24 protein-coding genes and 1 pseudogene are annotated in these 18,481 nt (G+C 59.5%); all 25 read right to left on the bottom strand.

Translation table 11 applies throughout. The annotated features are described in order from the left end of the window. Position 1 precedes the first annotated feature (1 nt). Positions 2-205 carry a 50S ribosomal protein L30 gene (rpmD, locus tag C6Y62_RS11235; RefSeq protein ID WP_068459058.1) on the bottom strand — a complete coding sequence of 68 codons (204 nt, stop codon included), beginning with the start codon at positions 203-205 and terminating at the stop codon, positions 2-4. Between the two features lie 36 nt (positions 206-241). Next, positions 242-817: a 30S ribosomal protein S5 gene (gene rpsE / locus C6Y62_RS11240; RefSeq protein ID WP_068459057.1), complete on the bottom strand. Its 576-nt coding sequence runs from the start codon at positions 815-817 to the stop codon at positions 242-244. A gap of 15 nt (positions 818-832) precedes the next feature. Next, a complete protein-coding gene (gene rplR, locus C6Y62_RS11245; protein WP_068459056.1) occupies positions 833-1,201 on the bottom strand; it encodes a 50S ribosomal protein L18 in 369 nt (122 codons plus the stop codon). Positions 1,202-1,213: 12 nt separating this feature from the next. Further along, a complete protein-coding gene (gene rplF / locus C6Y62_RS11250; RefSeq protein WP_068459055.1) occupies positions 1,214-1,753 on the bottom strand; it encodes a 50S ribosomal protein L6 in 540 nt (179 codons plus the stop codon). Between the two features lie 53 nt (positions 1,754-1,806). Further along, entirely contained in the window at positions 1,807-2,205 is a 399-nt protein-coding gene (gene rpsH, locus C6Y62_RS11255; protein ID WP_068459054.1) for a 30S ribosomal protein S8, read from the bottom strand. A 15-nt stretch (positions 2,206-2,220) separates the two neighbouring features. Continuing rightward, complete coding sequence (gene rpsN / locus C6Y62_RS11260; RefSeq protein ID WP_068459053.1) at positions 2,221-2,526, bottom strand: 30S ribosomal protein S14; 306 nt, start codon at positions 2,524-2,526, stop codon at positions 2,221-2,223. A 41-nt stretch (positions 2,527-2,567) separates the two neighbouring features. Next, positions 2,568-3,098 (bottom strand): 50S ribosomal protein L5, encoded by a 531-nt coding sequence (rplE, locus tag C6Y62_RS11265; protein ID WP_068459159.1) that lies wholly within the window; start codon positions 3,096-3,098, stop codon positions 2,568-2,570. 138 nt (positions 3,099-3,236) lie between these two features. Further along, positions 3,237-3,560, bottom strand: a complete 324-nt coding sequence (rplX, locus tag C6Y62_RS11270) for a 50S ribosomal protein L24 (protein WP_068459052.1) — start codon at positions 3,558-3,560, stop codon at positions 3,237-3,239. Continuing rightward, complete coding sequence (gene rplN / locus C6Y62_RS11275) at positions 3,560-3,928, bottom strand: 50S ribosomal protein L14 (RefSeq protein ID WP_068459051.1); 369 nt, start codon at positions 3,926-3,928, stop codon at positions 3,560-3,562. Before rplN ends, rplX begins: the two co-directional genes overlap by 1 nt. A gap of 89 nt (positions 3,929-4,017) precedes the next feature. Further along, entirely contained in the window at positions 4,018-4,254 is a 237-nt protein-coding gene (rpsQ, locus tag C6Y62_RS11280; protein WP_068459050.1) for a 30S ribosomal protein S17, read from the bottom strand. Positions 4,255-4,264: 10 nt separating this feature from the next. Further along, complete coding sequence (gene rpmC / locus C6Y62_RS11285) at positions 4,265-4,468, bottom strand: 50S ribosomal protein L29 (RefSeq protein ID WP_068459049.1); 204 nt, start codon at positions 4,466-4,468, stop codon at positions 4,265-4,267. Positions 4,469-4,499: 31 nt separating this feature from the next. Further along, the gene (gene rplP / locus C6Y62_RS11290; RefSeq protein WP_068459048.1) at positions 4,500-4,910 is read right to left on the bottom strand and encodes a 50S ribosomal protein L16; all 411 of its coding nucleotides are present in this window, start codon (positions 4,908-4,910) and stop codon (positions 4,500-4,502) included. Between the two features lie 34 nt (positions 4,911-4,944). Beyond that, positions 4,945-5,742, bottom strand: coding sequence for a 30S ribosomal protein S3 (rpsC, locus tag C6Y62_RS11295; protein WP_068459047.1), 798 nt, complete (start codon positions 5,740-5,742; stop codon positions 4,945-4,947). An 89-nt stretch (positions 5,743-5,831) separates the two neighbouring features. After that, positions 5,832-6,203 (bottom strand): annotated as a pseudogene (rplV, locus tag C6Y62_RS11300) (50S ribosomal protein L22); the annotation flags it as partial. A gap of 24 nt (positions 6,204-6,227) precedes the next feature. Next, the gene (gene rpsS, locus C6Y62_RS11305; protein ID WP_068459045.1) at positions 6,228-6,509 is read right to left on the bottom strand and encodes a 30S ribosomal protein S19; all 282 of its coding nucleotides are present in this window, start codon (positions 6,507-6,509) and stop codon (positions 6,228-6,230) included. 27 nt (positions 6,510-6,536) lie between these two features. Continuing rightward, positions 6,537-7,358 carry a 50S ribosomal protein L2 gene (gene rplB / locus C6Y62_RS11310; protein ID WP_068459044.1) on the bottom strand — a complete coding sequence of 274 codons (822 nt, stop codon included), beginning with the start codon at positions 7,356-7,358 and terminating at the stop codon, positions 6,537-6,539. Positions 7,359-7,382: 24 nt separating this feature from the next. Continuing rightward, positions 7,383-7,676 (bottom strand): 50S ribosomal protein L23, encoded by a 294-nt coding sequence (locus tag C6Y62_RS11315; RefSeq protein WP_068459043.1) that lies wholly within the window; start codon positions 7,674-7,676, stop codon positions 7,383-7,385. After that, positions 7,673-8,311 carry a 50S ribosomal protein L4 gene (gene rplD, locus C6Y62_RS11320; RefSeq protein ID WP_068459042.1) on the bottom strand — a complete coding sequence of 213 codons (639 nt, stop codon included), beginning with the start codon at positions 8,309-8,311 and terminating at the stop codon, positions 7,673-7,675. The genes C6Y62_RS11315 and rplD overlap by 4 nt, the downstream gene beginning before the upstream one ends. Next, a complete protein-coding gene (rplC, locus tag C6Y62_RS11325) occupies positions 8,311-9,024 on the bottom strand; it encodes a 50S ribosomal protein L3 (RefSeq protein ID WP_068459041.1) in 714 nt (237 codons plus the stop codon). Before rplC ends, rplD begins: the two co-directional genes overlap by 1 nt. A gap of 65 nt (positions 9,025-9,089) precedes the next feature. Beyond that, on the bottom strand, positions 9,090-9,398 hold the full coding sequence (rpsJ, locus tag C6Y62_RS11330; protein ID WP_068459040.1) for a 30S ribosomal protein S10: 309 nt from the start codon (positions 9,396-9,398) through the stop codon (positions 9,090-9,092). A gap of 65 nt (positions 9,399-9,463) precedes the next feature. Then, on the bottom strand, positions 9,464-10,654 hold the full coding sequence (gene tuf, locus C6Y62_RS11335; protein ID WP_068459039.1) for an elongation factor Tu: 1,191 nt from the start codon (positions 10,652-10,654) through the stop codon (positions 9,464-9,466). A 93-nt stretch (positions 10,655-10,747) separates the two neighbouring features. Then, entirely contained in the window at positions 10,748-12,838 is a 2,091-nt protein-coding gene (gene fusA, locus C6Y62_RS11340; RefSeq protein ID WP_173953969.1) for an elongation factor G, read from the bottom strand. 24 nt (positions 12,839-12,862) lie between these two features. After that, positions 12,863-13,333 (bottom strand): 30S ribosomal protein S7, encoded by a 471-nt coding sequence (rpsG, locus tag C6Y62_RS11345; RefSeq protein WP_068459037.1) that lies wholly within the window; start codon positions 13,331-13,333, stop codon positions 12,863-12,865. Between the two features lie 92 nt (positions 13,334-13,425). After that, a complete protein-coding gene (gene rpsL / locus C6Y62_RS11350; protein ID WP_068459036.1) occupies positions 13,426-13,797 on the bottom strand; it encodes a 30S ribosomal protein S12 in 372 nt (123 codons plus the stop codon). A 405-nt stretch (positions 13,798-14,202) separates the two neighbouring features. Then, positions 14,203-18,426, bottom strand: a complete 4,224-nt coding sequence (gene rpoC / locus C6Y62_RS11355; RefSeq protein WP_173953970.1) for a DNA-directed RNA polymerase subunit beta' — start codon at positions 18,424-18,426, stop codon at positions 14,203-14,205. Positions 18,427-18,481: the final 55 nt, after the last annotated feature.

The raw sequence follows: 18,481 nt of genomic DNA on the forward strand, positions 1-18,481 counted from the left end.
CTCAGGATTTCTTTGCCTCTGCCGCATCGACGATGCGAACCAGATGGCTAACGGAGTTGATCATGCCGCGTACGGCCGGAGTATCTTCCAGCTCGCGCCGGCGGTGCAGCTTGTCGAGGCCAAGCCCGCGCAGGGTCTGGGTCTGAACGGCCGGGCGCCGGTTGGCGCTGGCGATCTGCTCGACAATGATGGTCTTCTTGGCCATATCGCTATTCCTTGCGTTTGCCGGAGGCGTGCCCGATTACGCCTCGGCAACAGTCTCGCTGGCTGCGGAGCCATCGCGGCGGCGAGAAACGATCTCGCTTACCTTCTTATTGCGACGGGCAGCAACGCCACGCGGGTTTTCCTGGTGCTTCAGTGCATCGAACGTAGCGCGCACCACGTTGTAGGGGTTGGCCGAGCCAAGCGACTTGGCAACCACGTCCTGCACACCCAGCATTTCGAACACGGCGCGCATCGCACCACCGGCGATAACACCGGTACCGGCCGGAGCCGAGCGGATCACAACCTTGCCTGCGCCGTGACGGCCGGCAGTATCGTGATGCAGCGTGCGGGCATCGCGCAGCGGCACCCGCAGCAACGAACGCTTTGCAGCCTCAGTCGCCTTGCGGATTGCCTCAGGCACTTCGCGCGCCTTGCCATGACCGAAGCCAACGCGACCCTTGAGGTCACCAACAACCACGAGCGCAGCAAAGCCGAAGCGCTTACCGCCCTTCACAACCTTGGCAACACGGTTGATGTGAACGAGCTTCTCGGTGAACTCGCTGTCACGTTCTTCGCGATCGCGACCGCGGTCTCTTCCTTGGGGACGTGCCACGTTGCAATCCTCTTCTTAAAAGTTCAGGCCGCCTTCGCGGGCCGCATCGGCCAGCGCCTTGACGCGGCCGTGATAGATGTAACCGCCACGGTCGAAGACGACGTCCTTGACACCGGCCTTCGTCGCACGTTCGGCGATCAGCTTGCCAACAGCGGCGGCGGCGGCAGTATCGGCACCCGTCTTCAAAGACGTACGCAGGTCTTTTTCCAGCGTAGAGGCCGAAGCGAGCGTGCGACCGGCGGCATCGTCGATCACCTGCACATAAATGTGCTTGGACGAACGGTGCACCGAAAGGCGCGGACGCCCGGTGGAATTAGCCTTCAACTGACGACGCACACGCGACTTGCGCCGATCGAACAGCTTATTGAGCGCAGTATTAGCCATGGGGCGGCGTCCTTACTTCTTCTTACCTTCCTTGCGGAAGATGTATTCGCCCTGATAGCGGATGCCCTTGCCCTGGTAGGGCTCCGGCGGCCGCGAGGCGCGAATGTTTGCTGATACCTGCCCGACAAGCTGACGGTCGATGCCAGTGACGGTGATGATTTCCTGTTTGGCGCCCGAGACCTTCACCTCAACGCCGTCCGGAATCTGATGGATCACATCGTGGCTGAAGCCGATGAGAAGCTGCAGATCCTTGCCCTTCATGGCGGCACGAAAACCGACGCCGTGAATTTCCAGGATCTGCGAGTAACCCTCGGTTACGCCGCCGACCAGATTGGAAATCATGGTGCGTGACATGCCCCACATGGAGCGCGCCATCTTCGTGTCGTCGACAGGCGTGACGACGATGCCGTCATCCGTCTTCTCGATGTTGATCTTGTCCGGAACCGTGAAGGACAGCTCGCCCTTCGGTCCCTTGACCTTGATCTCTCGCCCGTTGATCGTCGCCGTCACATTGGACGGGACCGGGACTACCTTTTTGCCGATACGTGACATGGTCGTTCCAAAATCCTGTTTCCTGCCGCTCGCCGATGTAAGCGCGCAGCAAGTTAGAAGATGTTGCAGAGGATCTCCCCGCCGACGTTCTCTTCACGGGCCTTGGCGTCCGACATGACGCCCTTGGACGTGGAAAGAATCGCGACACCGAGGCCGTTGGCGACGGTCGGCAGATCACGCACGGCTGAATAGACGCGACGACCTGGCGTAGAAACACGCTTGATCTCACGAATGGCCGGCTGGCCATTATAATACTTCAGCTCGATCTCGAAGATCGGCATCACGCCGTTCTGGTCCACGCGGGTATAGCCGCGGATGTAACCTTCTTCTTCAAGCACGTCGAGAACGCGGCCACGGATGTTCGAGGCCGGCGTAACGCACTTCGGACGGCGGCGCATCTGTGCGTTACGGATGCGGGTGAGCATATCGCCCAAGGGATCATTGATCGCCATTGTGTCTAATCTCCCTTACCAGCTCGACTTCGTCATGCCGGGGATCAGACCCTGGCTAGCGAGATCGCGAAGCTGGTTACGGCACATCTTGAGCTTGCGGTAGTAGCCGCGGGCACGGCCCGTCAGCTCACAACGATTGCGGATGCGCGTCGCTGAACTGTTGCGCGGCATCTCAGCCAGCTTGATGCGGGCAGCAAAGCGCTGCTCTGCCGGCACCTGCAGATCGTTGGCGATTGCCTTGAGACGCTTGCGCTTCTCGGAGGCCTGAGCCACCAGCTTGCGCCGCCTCTTGTTCTTCTCTACCGAGCTCGTCTTAGCCATCTAAATCCTCCAAAGGCCTTTCGGGTGAATCCCGAGGTCCTCTAGCTGCGAAACGGGAAATTAAAGGCACGCAGAAGTTCGCGGGCCTCGTCGTCGGTTTTAGCCGACGTACACACGATGATATCCATACCCCAGATCTGATCGACCTTATCGTAGTCGATTTCCGGGAACACGATGTGCTCCTTCAGACCGCAGGCATAGTTGCCGCGACCATCGAAGCTCTTCGGGTTAAGACCGCGGAAGTCCTTCACGCGCGGCAGCGCGATCGTGACCAGACGATCCAGGAATTCATACATCCGGTCGCCGCGCAGGGTCACCTTGGCGCCGATCGGCATACCTTCGCGAAGCTTGTACGTCGCGAGGGCCTTGCGGGCCTTGGTCTGCACCGGCCGCTGACCGGAAATAAGTGCCAGATCGCCAGCAGCGTTATCGACCTTCTTGCGGTCGAGAACAGCTTCGCCGACGCCCATGTTGAGAACGATCTTTTCCAGCTTCGGCATCAGCATGCAGTTCGAATACTCGAACTTCTTCTGCATCGCGTCGCGGACTACGTTCTCGTAGTGAGCCTTCATGCGCGGCTTGTAATCAGCCGGGCGCGGCTTCGCCGGTGCACGCGGCTCGCTCGATGCAGCAGCGGCCTTGTCGGCCTTGCGCTTCGGCTGTGCGCCGCCGGCGTTCTTCGCCGATTTACCTTTGTCAGCCATGGCTCATTATCTCTCCGGAATGACTTCGCCCGAGCGCTTGGCGAAGCGAACCTTCTTGCCGTCCTCAAGGAACTTGAAACCGACACGGGTCGGCTTGCCGTCCTTGGGATCTTCAAGCGCCAGATTCGACAACTGAATCGGTGCTTCTTTCGAAATGATGCCGCCGGTCTGGCTCGCCGTCTGCTTCTGATGACGACGAACAACATTGACACCACGAACGATCGCGCGCTGCTCCTTGGGGAGCATCTCGACGACTTCGCCGTGTTTGCCCTTGTCGCGGCCGGCGATGACGATCACATGATCGCCCTTTTTAATTTTCAGCGAGGCCATTACAGCACCTCCGGCGCCAGCGAAATAATCTTCATGTGGTTCTTGGACCGGAGTTCGCGCGTGACCGGTCCGAAGATACGGGTACCGACAGGCTCACCCTGGGCGTTGATCAGTACGGCCGCATTGCGGTCGAAGCGGATCAGCGAACCATCGGGACGGCGAACGCCATGAGCGGTGCGAACAACCACCGCCTTCATGACCTGGCCCTTCTTAACGCGACCCTTCGGAATAGCTTCCTTGACCGAAACGACGATGATGTCGCCCACGGTCGCGTACTTGCGCTTCGAGCCGCCCAGCACTTTAATGCACTGAACGCGGCGCGCGCCCGAATTGTCAGCGACGTCGAGATTGGTCTCCATCTGGATCATCGCGGCTTCCCTTTCAAACTGCCGCTCTCAGAGAGCGACCTGGCATCAATTGGCGGACTTGCATCCGCGCTAAAAAGCGACCGTTGGAACTAACCGTTTTCGGTCAGAACCACCCAACGTTTGTTCTTTGAGATTGGCGCACTCTCAACGATCTCAACCCGATCGCCGATCTTGAATGCGTTGTTCTCGTCGTGGGCGTGATACTTCTTCGTCCGCCGCACAACTTTCTTGAACAGTGGGTGCGTATAACGGCGTTCGACCTCGACGACTATAGTTTTGTCGTTCTTGTCGGATACGACCACGCCCTGCAGCACGCGTTTTGGCATTGCTAACTCCTCAGCCCTTGGCGCCGCCGGCGCGCTTCTGGCGTGCAACGGTCAGCAAGCGGGCAATGTCGCGGCGGACAATCCGCACCCGCGCCGTGTTCTCGAGCTGGCCCGAAGCCCGCTGGAAGCGCAGATTGAACTGCTCCTTCTTGAGCTTTTGCAGCTGGTCATCCAGCTGGTCGAGCGTCATATCCCGAAAGCCTTCCGCCTTCATCGCCTTGATTCCTCGTAAAATTCTTCAGTGCTCAGCCAATACGCGTAACAATACGCGTCTTGATCGGCAGCTTGGCTGCACCCAGTACCAGAGCCTCACGGGCGATCTGATCAGGCACGCCATCGAGTTCGAACATAATGCGGCCCGGCTTTACACGAGCTGCCCAGAATTCGATAGAGCCCTTACCCGAACCCATGCGGACTTCCGCCGGCTTCTTCGTGACCGGAACATCCGGGAAAATACGGATCCACACGCGGCCGGCACGCTTCATATGACGCGTGATAGCACGACGGGCGGCTTCAATCTGACGCGCCGTGATACGTTCCGGCTCAATGGCCTTGAGGCCGTGAGAACCGAAGTTCAAGTCCGTTCCACCCTTGGCGGCGCCATGGATGCGGCCCTTGAAAGTCTTACGGTGCTTTGTGCGTTTGGGTTGCAGCATGTCGTTTCGTCCTTGTCAGCGCGGCAATGCTGCCTCACGCCTTCTCTGCATTATCGCCGTTGGCGGCTGCCGGAGCTGCCTCACGTCGCTCGCGACGATCACCGCGATCGCCTCGGTCACGGTCACCATCCCGACGCGGACGACCACCGCCACCACCGCTTTCCTGCAGGTCTGCGTTGCGCTTCTCAGAGGCCATCGGATCGTGTTCGATGATCTCGCCCTTGAAGATCCAGACCTTGATGCCGATCACGCCATAGGCCGTGTGAGCCTCGCCGTAACCGAAATCGATGTCTGCGCGCAGCGTGTGCAGCGGCACGCGGCCTTCGCGATACCATTCCGTCCGGGCGATTTCTGCACCACCAAGACGGCCGGCAACGTTGATACGAATGCCCTGGGCGCCGAGACGCAGAGCCGACTGAACCGAACGCTTCATAGCGCGGCGGAATGCAACGCGGCGCTCAAGCTGCTGCGCAATGGTCTCAGCGACCAGCGTAGCGTCAATTTCCGGCTTGCGGATCTCAACGATGTTGAGGTGCACTTCCGAATTCGTGAAGCGCGCGAGCTGGCTGCGCAGCTTCTCGATGTCAGCGCCCTTCTTGCCGATCAGCACACCGGGGCGAGCCGTGTGAACCGTAACGCGGCACTTCTTGTGCGGGCGCTCAATCACGACCTTGGCGATGCCAGCCTGGCGACGCTGCTTCATGATGTGGTCGCGCATCTGCATGTCTTCATGCAGCAGCCGGCCATACTCACCGCGAGCGGCAAACCAGCGGCTATCCCACGTGCGATTGACGCCGACGCGCAGCCCGACCGGATTGACTTTCTGACCCATTATGCAGTCTCCTTGGCGGGCTTCGTCGCAGCGCTCTTGGAGCCCTTCGCAGCCTTGGCCTTCTTGCTGGCCGCCTTCTCATTCTCTTCTTCCGACTTCTGCCGGACAACCACCGTGATCTGCGCAAATGGCTTCACGATAGAAGAAGCGCGACCGCGTCCACGTGCCGTGAACCGGCGCATGGTGAGGTTCTTTCCGACATAAGCCTCGGAGACAACGAGCTCGTTGACGTCCAGACCGTGGTTGTTCTCAGCATTTGCAACGGCCGACATCACGCACTTGCGGACATCCTGCGCGATGCGCTTGCGGGAGAACTCCAGGTCAGCCAGAGCGGTATCAACCGGCTTGCCGCGGATCAGACCGGCGACAAGGTTCAGCTTACGCGGCGAAACCCGGAGGTTTCTTGCCACGGCCTGTGCCTCGCTGTCGGAGAGGCTGCGCTCGCGTTTGGGCTTGCCCATAATCTTCGCCTTCGCCTTAAAGTCTTATCTGCCCTTGGTGGCTTTCTTGTCGCCACCGTGACCGGGGAAGTTACGCGTCGGCGCAAACTCACCGAACTTGTGCCCGATCATGTCTTCCGTGATCGCAACAGGCACATGCTTGTGCCCGTTGTGGACGCCGAACGTCAGGCCGACAAACTGCGGCAGGATCGTCGAGCGGCGGCTCCACATCTTGATGATTTCATTGCGACCCGAGGTGCGTACCTTCTCTGCCTTCTTGAGCAGGTACCCATCAATAAACGGGCCTTTCCAAACTGATCTTGCCATTGCGTGTCTCCTCGTACCGTCGTCTGATTACTTCTTCTTCTGACGGCCACGAATGATGAACTTGTCGGTTGCCTTGTTCTTGCGGGTCTTCGCACCCTTGGTCGGCTTGCCCCATGGAGTCATCCAGTGCTTACCGCCGTTGGTACGACCGCCGTTCGGGTGATCGATCGGGTTCATGGTGATCGAGCGAACGGTTGGGCGACGACCCTGCCAGCGCGTACGGCCGGCCTTGCCAACCACCTCGTTGGAATGATCGGGGTTCGAAACCGCACCGATGGTTGCCATGCACTCGGCGCGAACGCGACGCGTCTCGCCGGAGTTGAGCTTCAGAATTGCCCAGCCGGCGTCACGGCCGACAAGCTGCACGAAGGCACCAGCCGAACGGGCGATCTGACCGCCGCGACCCGACTTCAGCTCAACGTTGTGCACGATGGTGCCGATCGGCATGCCTGCCAGCGGCATCGCATTGCCGGGCTTCACGTCGACCTTCTCACCGGAAATGACCTGATCACCGGCAGACAGACGCTGCGGAGCAAGGATGTAGGACAGCTCGCCGTCCTCATACTTGATCAACGCGATGAACGCCGAACGGTTGGGGTCATATTCCAGACGCTCAACAGTTGCTGGCACATCGAACTTGCGGCGGCGGAAGTCCACAAGGCGATAGGCGCGCTTGTGACCACCACCGATGTGACGCGTGGTGATACGGCCGGCGTTGTTACGGCCGCCTGACTTCGACTTGCCCTCGACCAGTACCTTAACCGGCGCGCCCTTCCAGAGCTGCGTACGGTCAACCAGCACCAGATGGCGCAGGCCAGGAGAGGTCGGGCGGAATGTCTTCAGTGCCATGGTCGTTTCCTAGTCTCCGGAACCTCAGAGGCCCGTAGAAATATCGATGTGCTGGCCTTCGGCCAACGTCACGATGGCTTTCTTGGTATCGCTCTGCAGTGCACGACGGCCGCGGAACGTCTTCAGCTTGCCCTTGCGGACCAGCGTGTTGACTGCCGTAACCTTCACCTTGAACAGCTGCTCGACCGCCGCCTTGATCTCAGTCTTCGTTGCGCGCGGGGCAACGTTGAAGATGATCTGGTTGGCTTCTGAAACGAGCGTCGCCTTCTCGGTGATGACCGGAGAGACAATCACGTCATAAGCGCTAAGCTTTTTCATTGCTTGCTCTCCGCACCGGCAAACCGCTCTTCGAGAGCAGCAATTGCAGCCTTGGTAAGCACCAGCTTGCGACGACGAATGATGTCGTACACGTTGATGCCCTGAACCGGCAGAACGTCGATGTTCGGCAGGTTGCGTGCTGCGCGAACGAAGCCAACTTCCAACTCCGCGCCATCGATGATGAGCACGTTGTTCCAATCCAGCTTCGCAAACTGGGCCCGCAGCGCCGACGTCTTGCCGTCCGCAGCCTCAGCCTTGTCAAGCACGACGACCTCACCGGCCTTCAGCTTCGCCGACAGAGCATGACGCAATGCAAGCGCTCGCACCTTCTTCGGCAGCTCGATAGCGTGATCGCGCGGCTTGGGACCAAAGGCCTTACCACCACCGCGATACTGCGGCGCAGACCGATCGCCGTGACGAGCACCACCGGTACCCTTCTGACGATACACTTTCTTGCCGGTCACGTTCACAAGCGAACGGTCCTGCGAGAAATGCGTACCAGCGCGACGCTTAGCGAGCTGATAGCGGATCATCCGCTGGATCAGGTCGGGACGCGGGCTAAGCCCGAAAATCGCATCCGAAAGCTCAACGGTGCCGGCGTTAGCGGCCGCGAGCGTGGTGACATCAACCTTCATCACGCCTGTTCCTTCGTCTCGGCGGCAGCGCCAGCATTACGTGCACGGAATGCGCCCGGGCGCGGAGCATCCTTGTGGGGCTCCTTACGAACGGCGTCGCGAACCAGAACCCAGCCGCCCTTGGAACCGGGCACGGCTCCACGGATCATCACCAGACCGCGGTCAACGTCAGTCTTTACGACGACGAGGTTCTGGGTGGTGACACGTTCATCACCCATGTGTCCGGCCATCTTCTTGCCCTTGAACACCTTGCCGGGGTCCTGGCGCTGACCGGTCGAACCGTGGCTACGGTGGCTGATCGAAACACCGTGCGAGGCGTTGAGACCACCGAAGTTCCAGCGCTTCATCGGGCCCTGGAAGCCCTTGCCCTGATTCGTGCCGGTGACGTCAACGAATTGACCCGGAACGAAATGGTCGGCGGTGATCTCCGCGCCAACTTCGATGACGTTCTCAGGTGTAACCCGGAACTCCACCAGCTTGCGCTTCGGCTCAACCTGAGCGACCGCAAAGTTCTGGCGATCGGCCTTGGTGAGACGCGACGGCTTGCGGCTTCCAGCACCAAGCTGAAGAGCCGTGTAACCGTTCTTGTCGTTCGTGCGGTGCGCGATGACCTGGACGTTGTCCATCTTCAACACGGTCACCGGGATGTGTTCTCCCGAGTCCGTGAAGATGCGGGTCATCCCGACCTTCTGAGCAATCACTCCGGAACGCATGAGAGCATTCCTTCCTTCTAAGTTCACATGATGCCAGGCGGAAGATCCGCTGGCTCGGATGCCGATTAAAGCTTGATCTCGACGTCGACGCCTGCCGCCAAATCGAGTTTCATAAGCGCATCAACCGTCTGCGGCGTTGGATCGACAATGTCGAGCAACCGCTTATGCGTGCGCATCTCAAACTGATCGCGGCTCTTCTTGTCGACGTGCGGCGAACGGTTAACGGTGAACCGCTCGAACCGGGTCGGCAAGGGAATAGGCCCCCGCACCTCAGCGCCTGTGCGCTTCGCCGTATTGACGATTTCCCGCGTCGAAGCATCAAGAATTCGATGATCGAAAGCCTTGAGCCTGATGCGAATATTCTGGCCGTTCATGTCCCGCACTCTTTCAAAAGACGAGAAGCGCCCAATACGGTGGGCGCCCCTCCGCTCTCAAGCAATTATTCGATGATCTGTGCGACGACGCCGGCGCCAACCGTACGGCCACCTTCACGGATAGCGAAGCGGAGCTTCTCTTCCATTGCGATCGGCGTGATCAGCTCGACATCAACGGTGATGTTGTCGCCCGGCATCACCATTTCCGTGCCTTCCGGCAGCGTGACAACACCGGTCACGTCCGTCGTACGGAAATAGAACTGAGGACGATAGTTCGTGAAGAACGGCGTGTGACGGCCACCCTCTTCCTTGGTGAGGATGTAAGCCTCAGCCTTGAACTTCTTGTGCGGCTTAACAGTGCCCGGCTTGCACAGCACCTGGCCGCGCTCGACAGCTTCCTTGTCGATACCGCGCAGCAAGCAGCCGACGTTGTCGCCAGCCTGGCCCTGATCGAGCAGCTTGCGGAACATTTCGACGCCCGTGACCGTCGACTTCTGCGTGTCGCGGATGCCGACGATTTCGATTTCTTCGCCAACCTTGACGATGCCGCGCTCGATACGACCGGTAACAACGGTGCCGCGACCCGAGATCGAGAACACGTCTTCGATCGGCATAAGGAACGGAAGATCGATCGGGCGCTCAGGCTGCGGAATGTATTCGTCCACAGCATCCATCAGCTTGAGGATTGCTTCGCGGCCAATCTCAGGGCTCTTATCTTCCAGAGCCATCAGAGCCGAACCCTTGACGATCGGAATGTCATCGCCCGGGAACTGATACGAAGACAGCAGCTCGCGAACTTCCATCTCAACGAGTTCGATGAGCTCAGGATCGTCGACCATGTCAACTTTGTTCAGGAACACGACCAGTGCCGGAACGCCAACCTGACGGGCAAGCAGAATGTGCTCGCGAGTCTGCGGCATCGGGCCGTCGGCAGCCGAGCAAACCAGGATCGCGCCGTCCATCTGAGCTGCGCCGGTGATCATGTTCTTCACGTAGTCGGCGTGGCCTGGGCAGTCGACGTGAGCATAGTGGCGCTTGTCGGTCTCGTATTCGACGTGCGAGGTCGAAATCGTGATGCCGCGCTCGCGCTCTTCAGGAGCCTTGTCGATCTGATCGTAAGCCGAAAACTGTGCCTTACCCGATTCAGCGAGGACCTTGGTGATGGCAGCAGTCAGAGACGTCTTGCCATGGTCGACGTGGCCGATCGTCCCGATGTTGCAGTGCGGCTTGGTCCGCTCGAATTTTGACTTGGCCATAGTGGCTCTCCACTTAAGTTGTCGGTCCCTAGGGAAACCGGGTCTTAATCACTGCAGACGTGCTTCAGACACGTCCGATTGCTGAAGCCTTTATCAGGCGTACTTCGCTTTCACCTCGTCTGCGACAGCGCGCGGCACGTCCGCGTAGTGCGCAAACTGCATGGTGTAGGACGCGCGCCCCTGGCTCATCGAGCGAAGTTGGCTCACGTACCCGAACATGTTGGCGAGCGGGACATAAGCCCGGATCACCGTAGCGTTACCGCGCATCTCCTGATTACGGATCTGGCCGCGGCGGGAGTTGATATCACCGATAACGCTGCCAACAAAATCGCCGGGCGTCACCACTTCAACATCCATGACAGGCTCGAGCAGCTTGACGCCGGCCTTGTCAAAACCTTCCTTCAACGCAGCGCGAGAAGCGATTTCGAACGCGATCGCCGATGAGTCGACTTCGTGGAACGCGCCGTCAAACAGCGTGACCTTGGTGTCGACGATCGGGAAGCCGATCAGAACGCCGGAATCCCACACCGAGTTGACGCCCTTTTCGACGCCCGGAATGTATTCCTTGGGAACGGAGCCGCCGATGATGTCAGCAGCGAACTCGTTACCCTTGCCGGTCTCGTTCGGCTCAATGCGGAACTTCACGCGAGCGAACTGACCGGTACCGCCGGTCTGCTTCTTGTGCGTGTAATCGACTTCGGTCGAACGAACCAGAGTCTCGCGATAGGCAACCTGCGGCGCACCAACGTTGGCATCAACACCGTGGGTACGGCGCAGAATGTCGACCTTGATGTCGAGATGCAGCTCACCCATGCCCTTAAGAATGGTCTCGCCAGATTCCGGATCGACGGAGACGCGGAACGAAGGATCTTCAAGAGCCATGTTCGAAAGAACCATGGACATCTTTTCCTGATCGACCTTCGTCTTCGGCTCGATCTTCATTTCGATAACCGGAACCGGGAACTCCATCTTCTCAAGAAGAACGGGCTTCGCCGGATCGCACAGGGTTTCACCGGTGCGCGTGTCCTTAAGACCGGACACAGCGACGATGTCGCCTGCGTATGCTTCCTTGATTTCTTCGCGGTCAGCGGCGTGCATCAGATACATGCGGCCAACGCGCTCTTTCTTGTCGCGCGTCGTGTTCGCAAGTGCCTGACCGCTCTGCAGCTTACCCGAGTAGATGCGGCAGAAGGTGATCGAGCCGACGTGCTCGAACGCCATGATCTTGAATGCCAGCAGCGACAGCGGCTCATCATCGGAAGGCTTGCGCAGCACCGGCTCGCCGGTCTTCGGATCCGTTCCGGTGAAAGCTTCGCGATCCGTAGGCGCAGGCAGGAAGTCAACAACAGCGTCGAGCAAAGGCTGCACGCCCTTGTTCTTGAACGCAGAGCCGCACATCATCGGATAGAAAGCGGTCGTGATGGTGCCCTTGCGGATCAGCTTGCGGATCGTCGCCTCGTCCGGCTCATTGCCTTCGAGGTACGCTTCCATCGCAGCATCGTCCATCTCGACGATCGCTTCGATCATAGCCGCGCGGAATTCTTCAGCCTTAGCCTGAAGATCAGCCGGGACGTCCGTCTCGACCATCTTCGCATCCTTGACGTCGCCTTCCCAGACGTACGCCTTCATGCGGATAAGATCGACGACGCCGGCAAAGTCATTCTCTGCACCGATCGGAATCTGGATCGGAACAGGCTTTGCGCCCAGCTTTTCCTTGATGTCCTCGACGCACATGAAGAAGTCGGCGCCGGTCTTGTCCATCTTGTTGGCGAAGATGATCCGCGGCACGCCATACTTGTCGCCCTGGCGCCACACCGTCTCGGTCTGCGGCTCAACGCCCTGGTTCGAGTCCAGCACGCAAACGGCGCCGTCGAGCACACGCAGCGAACGCTCAACTTCAATCGTGAAGTCAACGTGGCCTGGAGTGTCGATGATGTTCAGACGGTGGTTGGTGCCGTCGCGCCCCTTCCAGAAGCACGTCGTGGCAGCGGACGTGATCGTGATTCCGCGCTCAGCTTCCTGATCCATGAAGTCCATGGTCGAGGCGCCGTCGTGCGTTTCACCGATCTTATAGTTACGGCCGGTGAAGTACAGGATCCGCTCAGTCGTAGTGGTCTTGCCAGCATCAATGTGAGCCATGATGCCAAAGTTGCGGTAATCCTTGATCGCGTATTCGCGTGCCATTTTATTCGCGCTCCGGTCCGATCATCACCAGCGATAATGAGAGAAGGCCCGATTGGCCTCTGCCATCTTATGAGTGTCTTCGCGCTTCTTGACAGCTGCGCCGCGATTGCTGGCAGCATCGAGAAGCTCACCCGACAGCCGGTCGACCATCGTGTTTTCGTTGCGTGCACGAGCAGCGGTGATCAGCCAACGGATGGCAAGCGCCTGGCGACGCTCAGGACGAACCTCAACCGGAACCTGATACGTTGCACCACCTACGCGACGCGAACGAACCTCAACCGCAGGCATCACGTTATCAAGAGCGGAACGGAACAACTGAACCGGATCCGATTTGGCCTTCTGTTCCATGCGCTCGAACGCACCGTAAACGATACGCTCGGCTACGGACTTCTTGCCCTGCTCCATCACCGCGTTCATGAACTTGGAGATGACTACATCTCCGAACTTCGGATCCGGATTGACGACGCGCTTTTCTGCACTGTGACGACGGGACATCGTTGCTCAGCCCTTCGCTGCAATTCTTTCGATAACAACAGGACGACACCGCCCCGCCTCCCCGCACTCCGCGGGACAGACCGCCGAAGCGATCACTTAGGCCGCTTGGCGCCGTACTTCGAGCGGCGCTGCCTACGATCGGCAACACCCTGCGTATCGAGCACGCCACGGACGATATGGTAACGAACACCGGGAAGATCCTTCACGCGGCCGCCGCGGATAAGAACCACGGAGTGCTCCTGAAGGTTATGGCCTTCACCGGGGATGTAGCCGATCACCTCATAACCGTTGGTGAGGCGAATCTTGGCCACCTTACGAAGAGCCGAGTTAGGCTTCTTCGGCGTCGTGGTGTAGACGCGAGTACATACGCCGCGCTTCTGCGGGCACGCCTCCATGTGGCGCGACTTCTCGCGGTATGTCTTCTGCGTCCGGGGCTTCCGGATCAACTGCTGTATCGTCGGCATGCGCCTCTTCCGTCCACGTTGCTTGGTTGACGTCGATGCGCCAAACCGAGCCTGCCAAGCTCACTTCCTAGAAAGGAAGCGGGCCCGGCACTAAAAACCAGAGGATCGTGCCGCCCTTCCAGGCTGCAGATCATGGTCCGAATATGTCCTCTGCTTTGCGACGATAGCGTTTAGGTCCGGACGTCCAACCAGAGGGGACGATGTAATGACCTACGGCCTACCGTGAGAGTGGGGTGACCTATATACAGCTCGCTGAATCTGGTCAACACCTACAACCCTATCAAAGCGACAATTTTTTACGCGAATGCGCCAATGGATGAAATGACGCGGGTTCAATGCGCTTTGAAAAACGAAAAAGCGCGGACACCGGGGCGTCCGCGCTTCATTTAACGGAGTTTAAACGGCCTACTCAACCGCTTCTTCCTCTGCCGTTCTGCGACGACGACGGGAAGCGATTCCTCCGGGGCCGGACAAAGAGCGATCACCGTCCAGCTTTGCCTGTTCCCGCGCGATGAGTTCGTCGCGCTTCTGGGCAATCTTCCGCAGGCGGCGCAATGCGCCGCCCGTGCCGGCCGGAATCAGACGGCCAACAATGACGTTCTCCTTGAGGCCTTCGAGCGTATCCACCTTGCCGTTGACAGAGGCGTCGGTAAGCACGCGCGTTGTCTCCTGGAACGACGCTGCGGAGATGAACGAACGGGTCTGGAGCGAAGCCTTGGTGATGCCAAGCAGCACCGGATTCGCAGCAGCCTGCTTCTTGCCCTGCTCCGCCGCCTTGGCGTTGATTTCATCAAACTCGATGCGATCGATCTGCTCGCCCTTGATGAGATCCGTTTCACCGGAATCAGTGATTTCCACCTTCTGCAGCATCTGACGAACAATCACTTCGATGTGCTTGTCGTTGATGGTCACGCCCTGCAGACGATAGACGTCCTGAATTTCGTTGATCAGGTAGTTCGCCAGTTCCTCGACGCCCTTGATGGCAAGGATGTCGTGCGGAGCCGGATGGCCGTCGTAGACGAAGTCGCCACGTTCGACGCGGTCACCATGCTGAACCGCAAGGCTCTTGCCGCGCGGGATCAGATATTCGACCGACTCTTCCGTCTCGTCGTCAGGCTTGATGGTGATGCGCTGCTTGTTCTTGTAGTCCTTGCCGAATTCCACCGTGCCCGAAATCTCCGCGATGATCGCGTGATCCTTGGGACGACGGGCTTCGAACAGTTCAGCAACACGCGGCAGACCACCGGTGATGTCACCTGAACGGGCCGATGCCGTCGGGATACGCGCAAGCACGTCGCCCGCCTGAACACTCGCGCCCGGCTCAACCGACAGAATCGCATCAACTGCCAGCAGATAGCGGGCGTCGCCGCCACGCTGCACCTTGATGGGCTTGCCCTTGGCGTCCTTGACGACAATGGCAGGCTTCAAATCAGCCGAACGCGGGGAAGCGCGCCAATCGACGATAACGCGATTGGTGGTGCCCTTCATTTCGTCGGTCTGTTCGCGGACGGATGCGCCTTCGAGCAGATCTTCGAAGTCCACCTTGCCGTCCACCTCGGTGAGAATCGGACGGGTGTACGGATCCCACTGCGCCAGCTTGGTGCCACGCGTAACCGTATCGCCTTCCTTGACGTGCACGCGCGCGCCGTACGGCACCTTGTGCACCGCCAGTTCCTTACCGGACTGGTCGACGATCACGATCGACATCGTACGCGTCATGGAGATTTCGCGGCCTTGACTGTCAACGACAGTCGCCGGGTTACGCATGCGCGCAGTGCCGTTGAAGTTCGACTCGATGAACGACGAGTCGACGACGTTCGCGGTGCCACCGATGTGGAACGTACGCATCGTAAGCTGCGTGCCCGGCTCACCGATCGACTGCGCGGCGATAACACCGACAGCTTCACCGATGTTGACGGGCGTACCGCGTGCCAGGTCGCGGCCATAGCACTTGCCGCAAACACCGGTGACGGTTTCGCAGGTCAGTACCGAGCGAATACGAACTTCCTGCACCTCGGCCTTCTCGATGGCGTCGGCGTGACGCTCCTCGATCAGCTCGCCATTCTGCACCAGGATGTTGTTCTCGTCCGACGGATCGACGATGTCCTCAGCCGCCGTACGGCCCAGAACGCGCGCGCCCAGCGAGACGATAACCTGACCGGCGTCGACAACCGCCTGCACGTTGATGCCCTGCTCGGTGCCGCAATCCTCTTCGGAGATGATTGCGTCCTGAGCAACGTCAACGAGACGGCGCGTCAGATAACCCGAGTTGGCGGTCTTCAAGGCGGTGTCGGCCAGACCCTTACGGGCACCGTGCGTCGAGTTGAAGTACTCGAGCACGCTGAGGCCTTCCTTGAAGTTCGACAGAATCGGCGTCTCGATGATTTCACCTGACGGCTTCGTCATCAGGCCGCGCATACCGGCGAGCTGCTTCATCTGCGCGGGCGAACCACGCGCACCGGAGTGGCTCATCATGTAGACCGAGTTGATCGGCTTCTCGCGGCCCTGATCGTCCGTCTCGACCGCAGAGATGCGTTCCATCATCTCCTTGGCGATCTGGTCCGTACACTTCGACCACGCATCAACCACCTTGTTGTACTTCTCAAGCTGGGTGATGAGGCCGTCGTTGTACTGCTGCTCGAACTCGCGGACCATTTCCGTGGTCTGCGCGACGATCTTCTGCTTGCTGGCCGGAATCTGCATGTCGTCCTTGCCGAACGAAATGCCGGCCTTGAACGCGTGCTTGAAGCCAAGCGCCATGATCTGGTCGCAGAAGATGACCGTGTCCTTCTGACCGCAGTTACGGTAGACGGCGTCGATCATGGCCGAGATGGCCTTCTTGGTCAGCAGCTGGTTGACCAGGTTCGGGCGAATGCCCTTTGCCTTCGGCAGCAGCTCGCCCAGCAGCATCCGGCCCGGCGTGGTGTCCAGCACCTCGATGATCGGATTGCCTTCAGCGTCAACGGTATTGAAGCGGCCCTTCACCTTCGCGTGCAGGCTGACAGCGCCAGCTTCCAGCGCGTGACGTGCTTCATCGACTGAACCGAGCAGCGTGCCTTCGCCCGTTTCATTGTCGCGGATCATCGACAGGTAATAGAGGCCGAGAACGATATCCTGCGACGGCACGATGATCGGCTGACCATTGGCCGGATGCAGAATGTTGTTCGTCGACATCATCAGCACGCGCGCTTCCAGCTGCGCTTCAAGCGACAGCGGAACGTGCACGGCCATCTGGTCGCCGTCGAAGTCGGCGTTGAACGCGGCGCAGACCAGCGGGTGAAGCTGGATCGCCTTGCCTTCGATCAGGGTTGGTTCGAATGCCTGAATGCCAAGGCGATGCAGCGTCGGCGCGCGGTTCAGCAGCACCGGATGCTCGCGGATCACCTCGTCCAGGATATCCCAGACCTCACCCTTTTCCTTTTCGACGAGCTTCTTCGCCTGCTTGACGGTGGCGGCCTGTCCCTGCGCCTGCAGCTTGGCGTAGATGAACGGCTTGAACAGTTCGAGCGCCATCTTCTTCGGCAGGCCGCACTGATGCAGCTTCAGTTCGGGACCGACCACGATCACCGAACGACCCGAATAGTCGACGCGCTTGCCGAGCAGGTTCTGACGGAAGCGGCCCTGCTTGCCCTTCAGCATGTCAGCCAGCGACTTCAGCGGACGCTTGTTGGCGCCGGTGATGACGCGGCCGCGACGGCCGTTATCGAACAGGGCGTCAACCGCCTCCTGCAGCATGCGCTTTTCGTTGCGGATGATGATGTCCGGCGCACGCAGCTCCATCAGCCGCTTCAAGCGGTTATTACGGTTGATGACGCGGCGATAAAGGTCGTTCAGGTCCGACGTTGCGAAGCGGCCGCCATCGAGCGGAACCAGCGGACGCAGCTCAGGCGGAATAACCGGCACCACGGTGAGGATCATCCACTCCGGCCGGTTGCCCGACTCCATGAATGCTTCAATCACCTTGAGGCGCTTGCCGAGCTTCTTGGGCTTCAGCTCAGTTGTAGCTTCCGCAATTTCCTGGCGCAGGTCGGTTGCGATCTGCGGCAGATCCATCGCCGACAGCATCTCGCGAATAGCTTCAGCGCCGATGCCGGCCGTGAAGCTGTCCGGACCATGCTCGTCCAGCGCGCGCTCGTACTCTTCCTCGGAAAGCAGCTGCTTTTCGCGGAAGGCCGTGATGCCCGGTTCGATGACGATGTAGTTCTCGAAGTAGAGAACGCGCTCAAGATCCTTCAGCGGCATGTCGAGCAGCAGACCGATGCGCGACGGCAGCGACTTCAGGAACCAGATGTGCGCAACGGGCGCAGCAAGCTCGATGTGGCCCATGCGCTCGCGGCGCACCTTTGCCAACGTCACTTCAACACCGCACTTTTCGCAGATCAGGCCCTTGTACTTCATGCGCTTGTACTTGCCGCACAGACACTCGTAGTCCTTGATCGGACCAAAGATGCGCGCGCAGAACAGGCCATCACGCTCGGGCTTGAACGTGCGGTAGTTGATGGTCTCAGGCTTCTTAATCTCGCCGAACGACCACGACATGATGTCGTCGGGACTGGCGATGGAGATCTTGATCTGATCGAAAGTCGGAAGCGGCGCTTGCGTCTTGAACAGGTTGGTAATCTCGTTCATCCGTCTCTCCATTCGGGGCGCGTGGCGGCCTTCGCCCCGTGTCAGGCTTGCAAGG

Source organism: Hyphomicrobium sulfonivorans (genome assembly GCF_013306565.1).
GTDB lineage: Bacteria > Pseudomonadota > Alphaproteobacteria > Rhizobiales > Hyphomicrobiaceae > Hyphomicrobium_A > Hyphomicrobium_A sulfonivorans.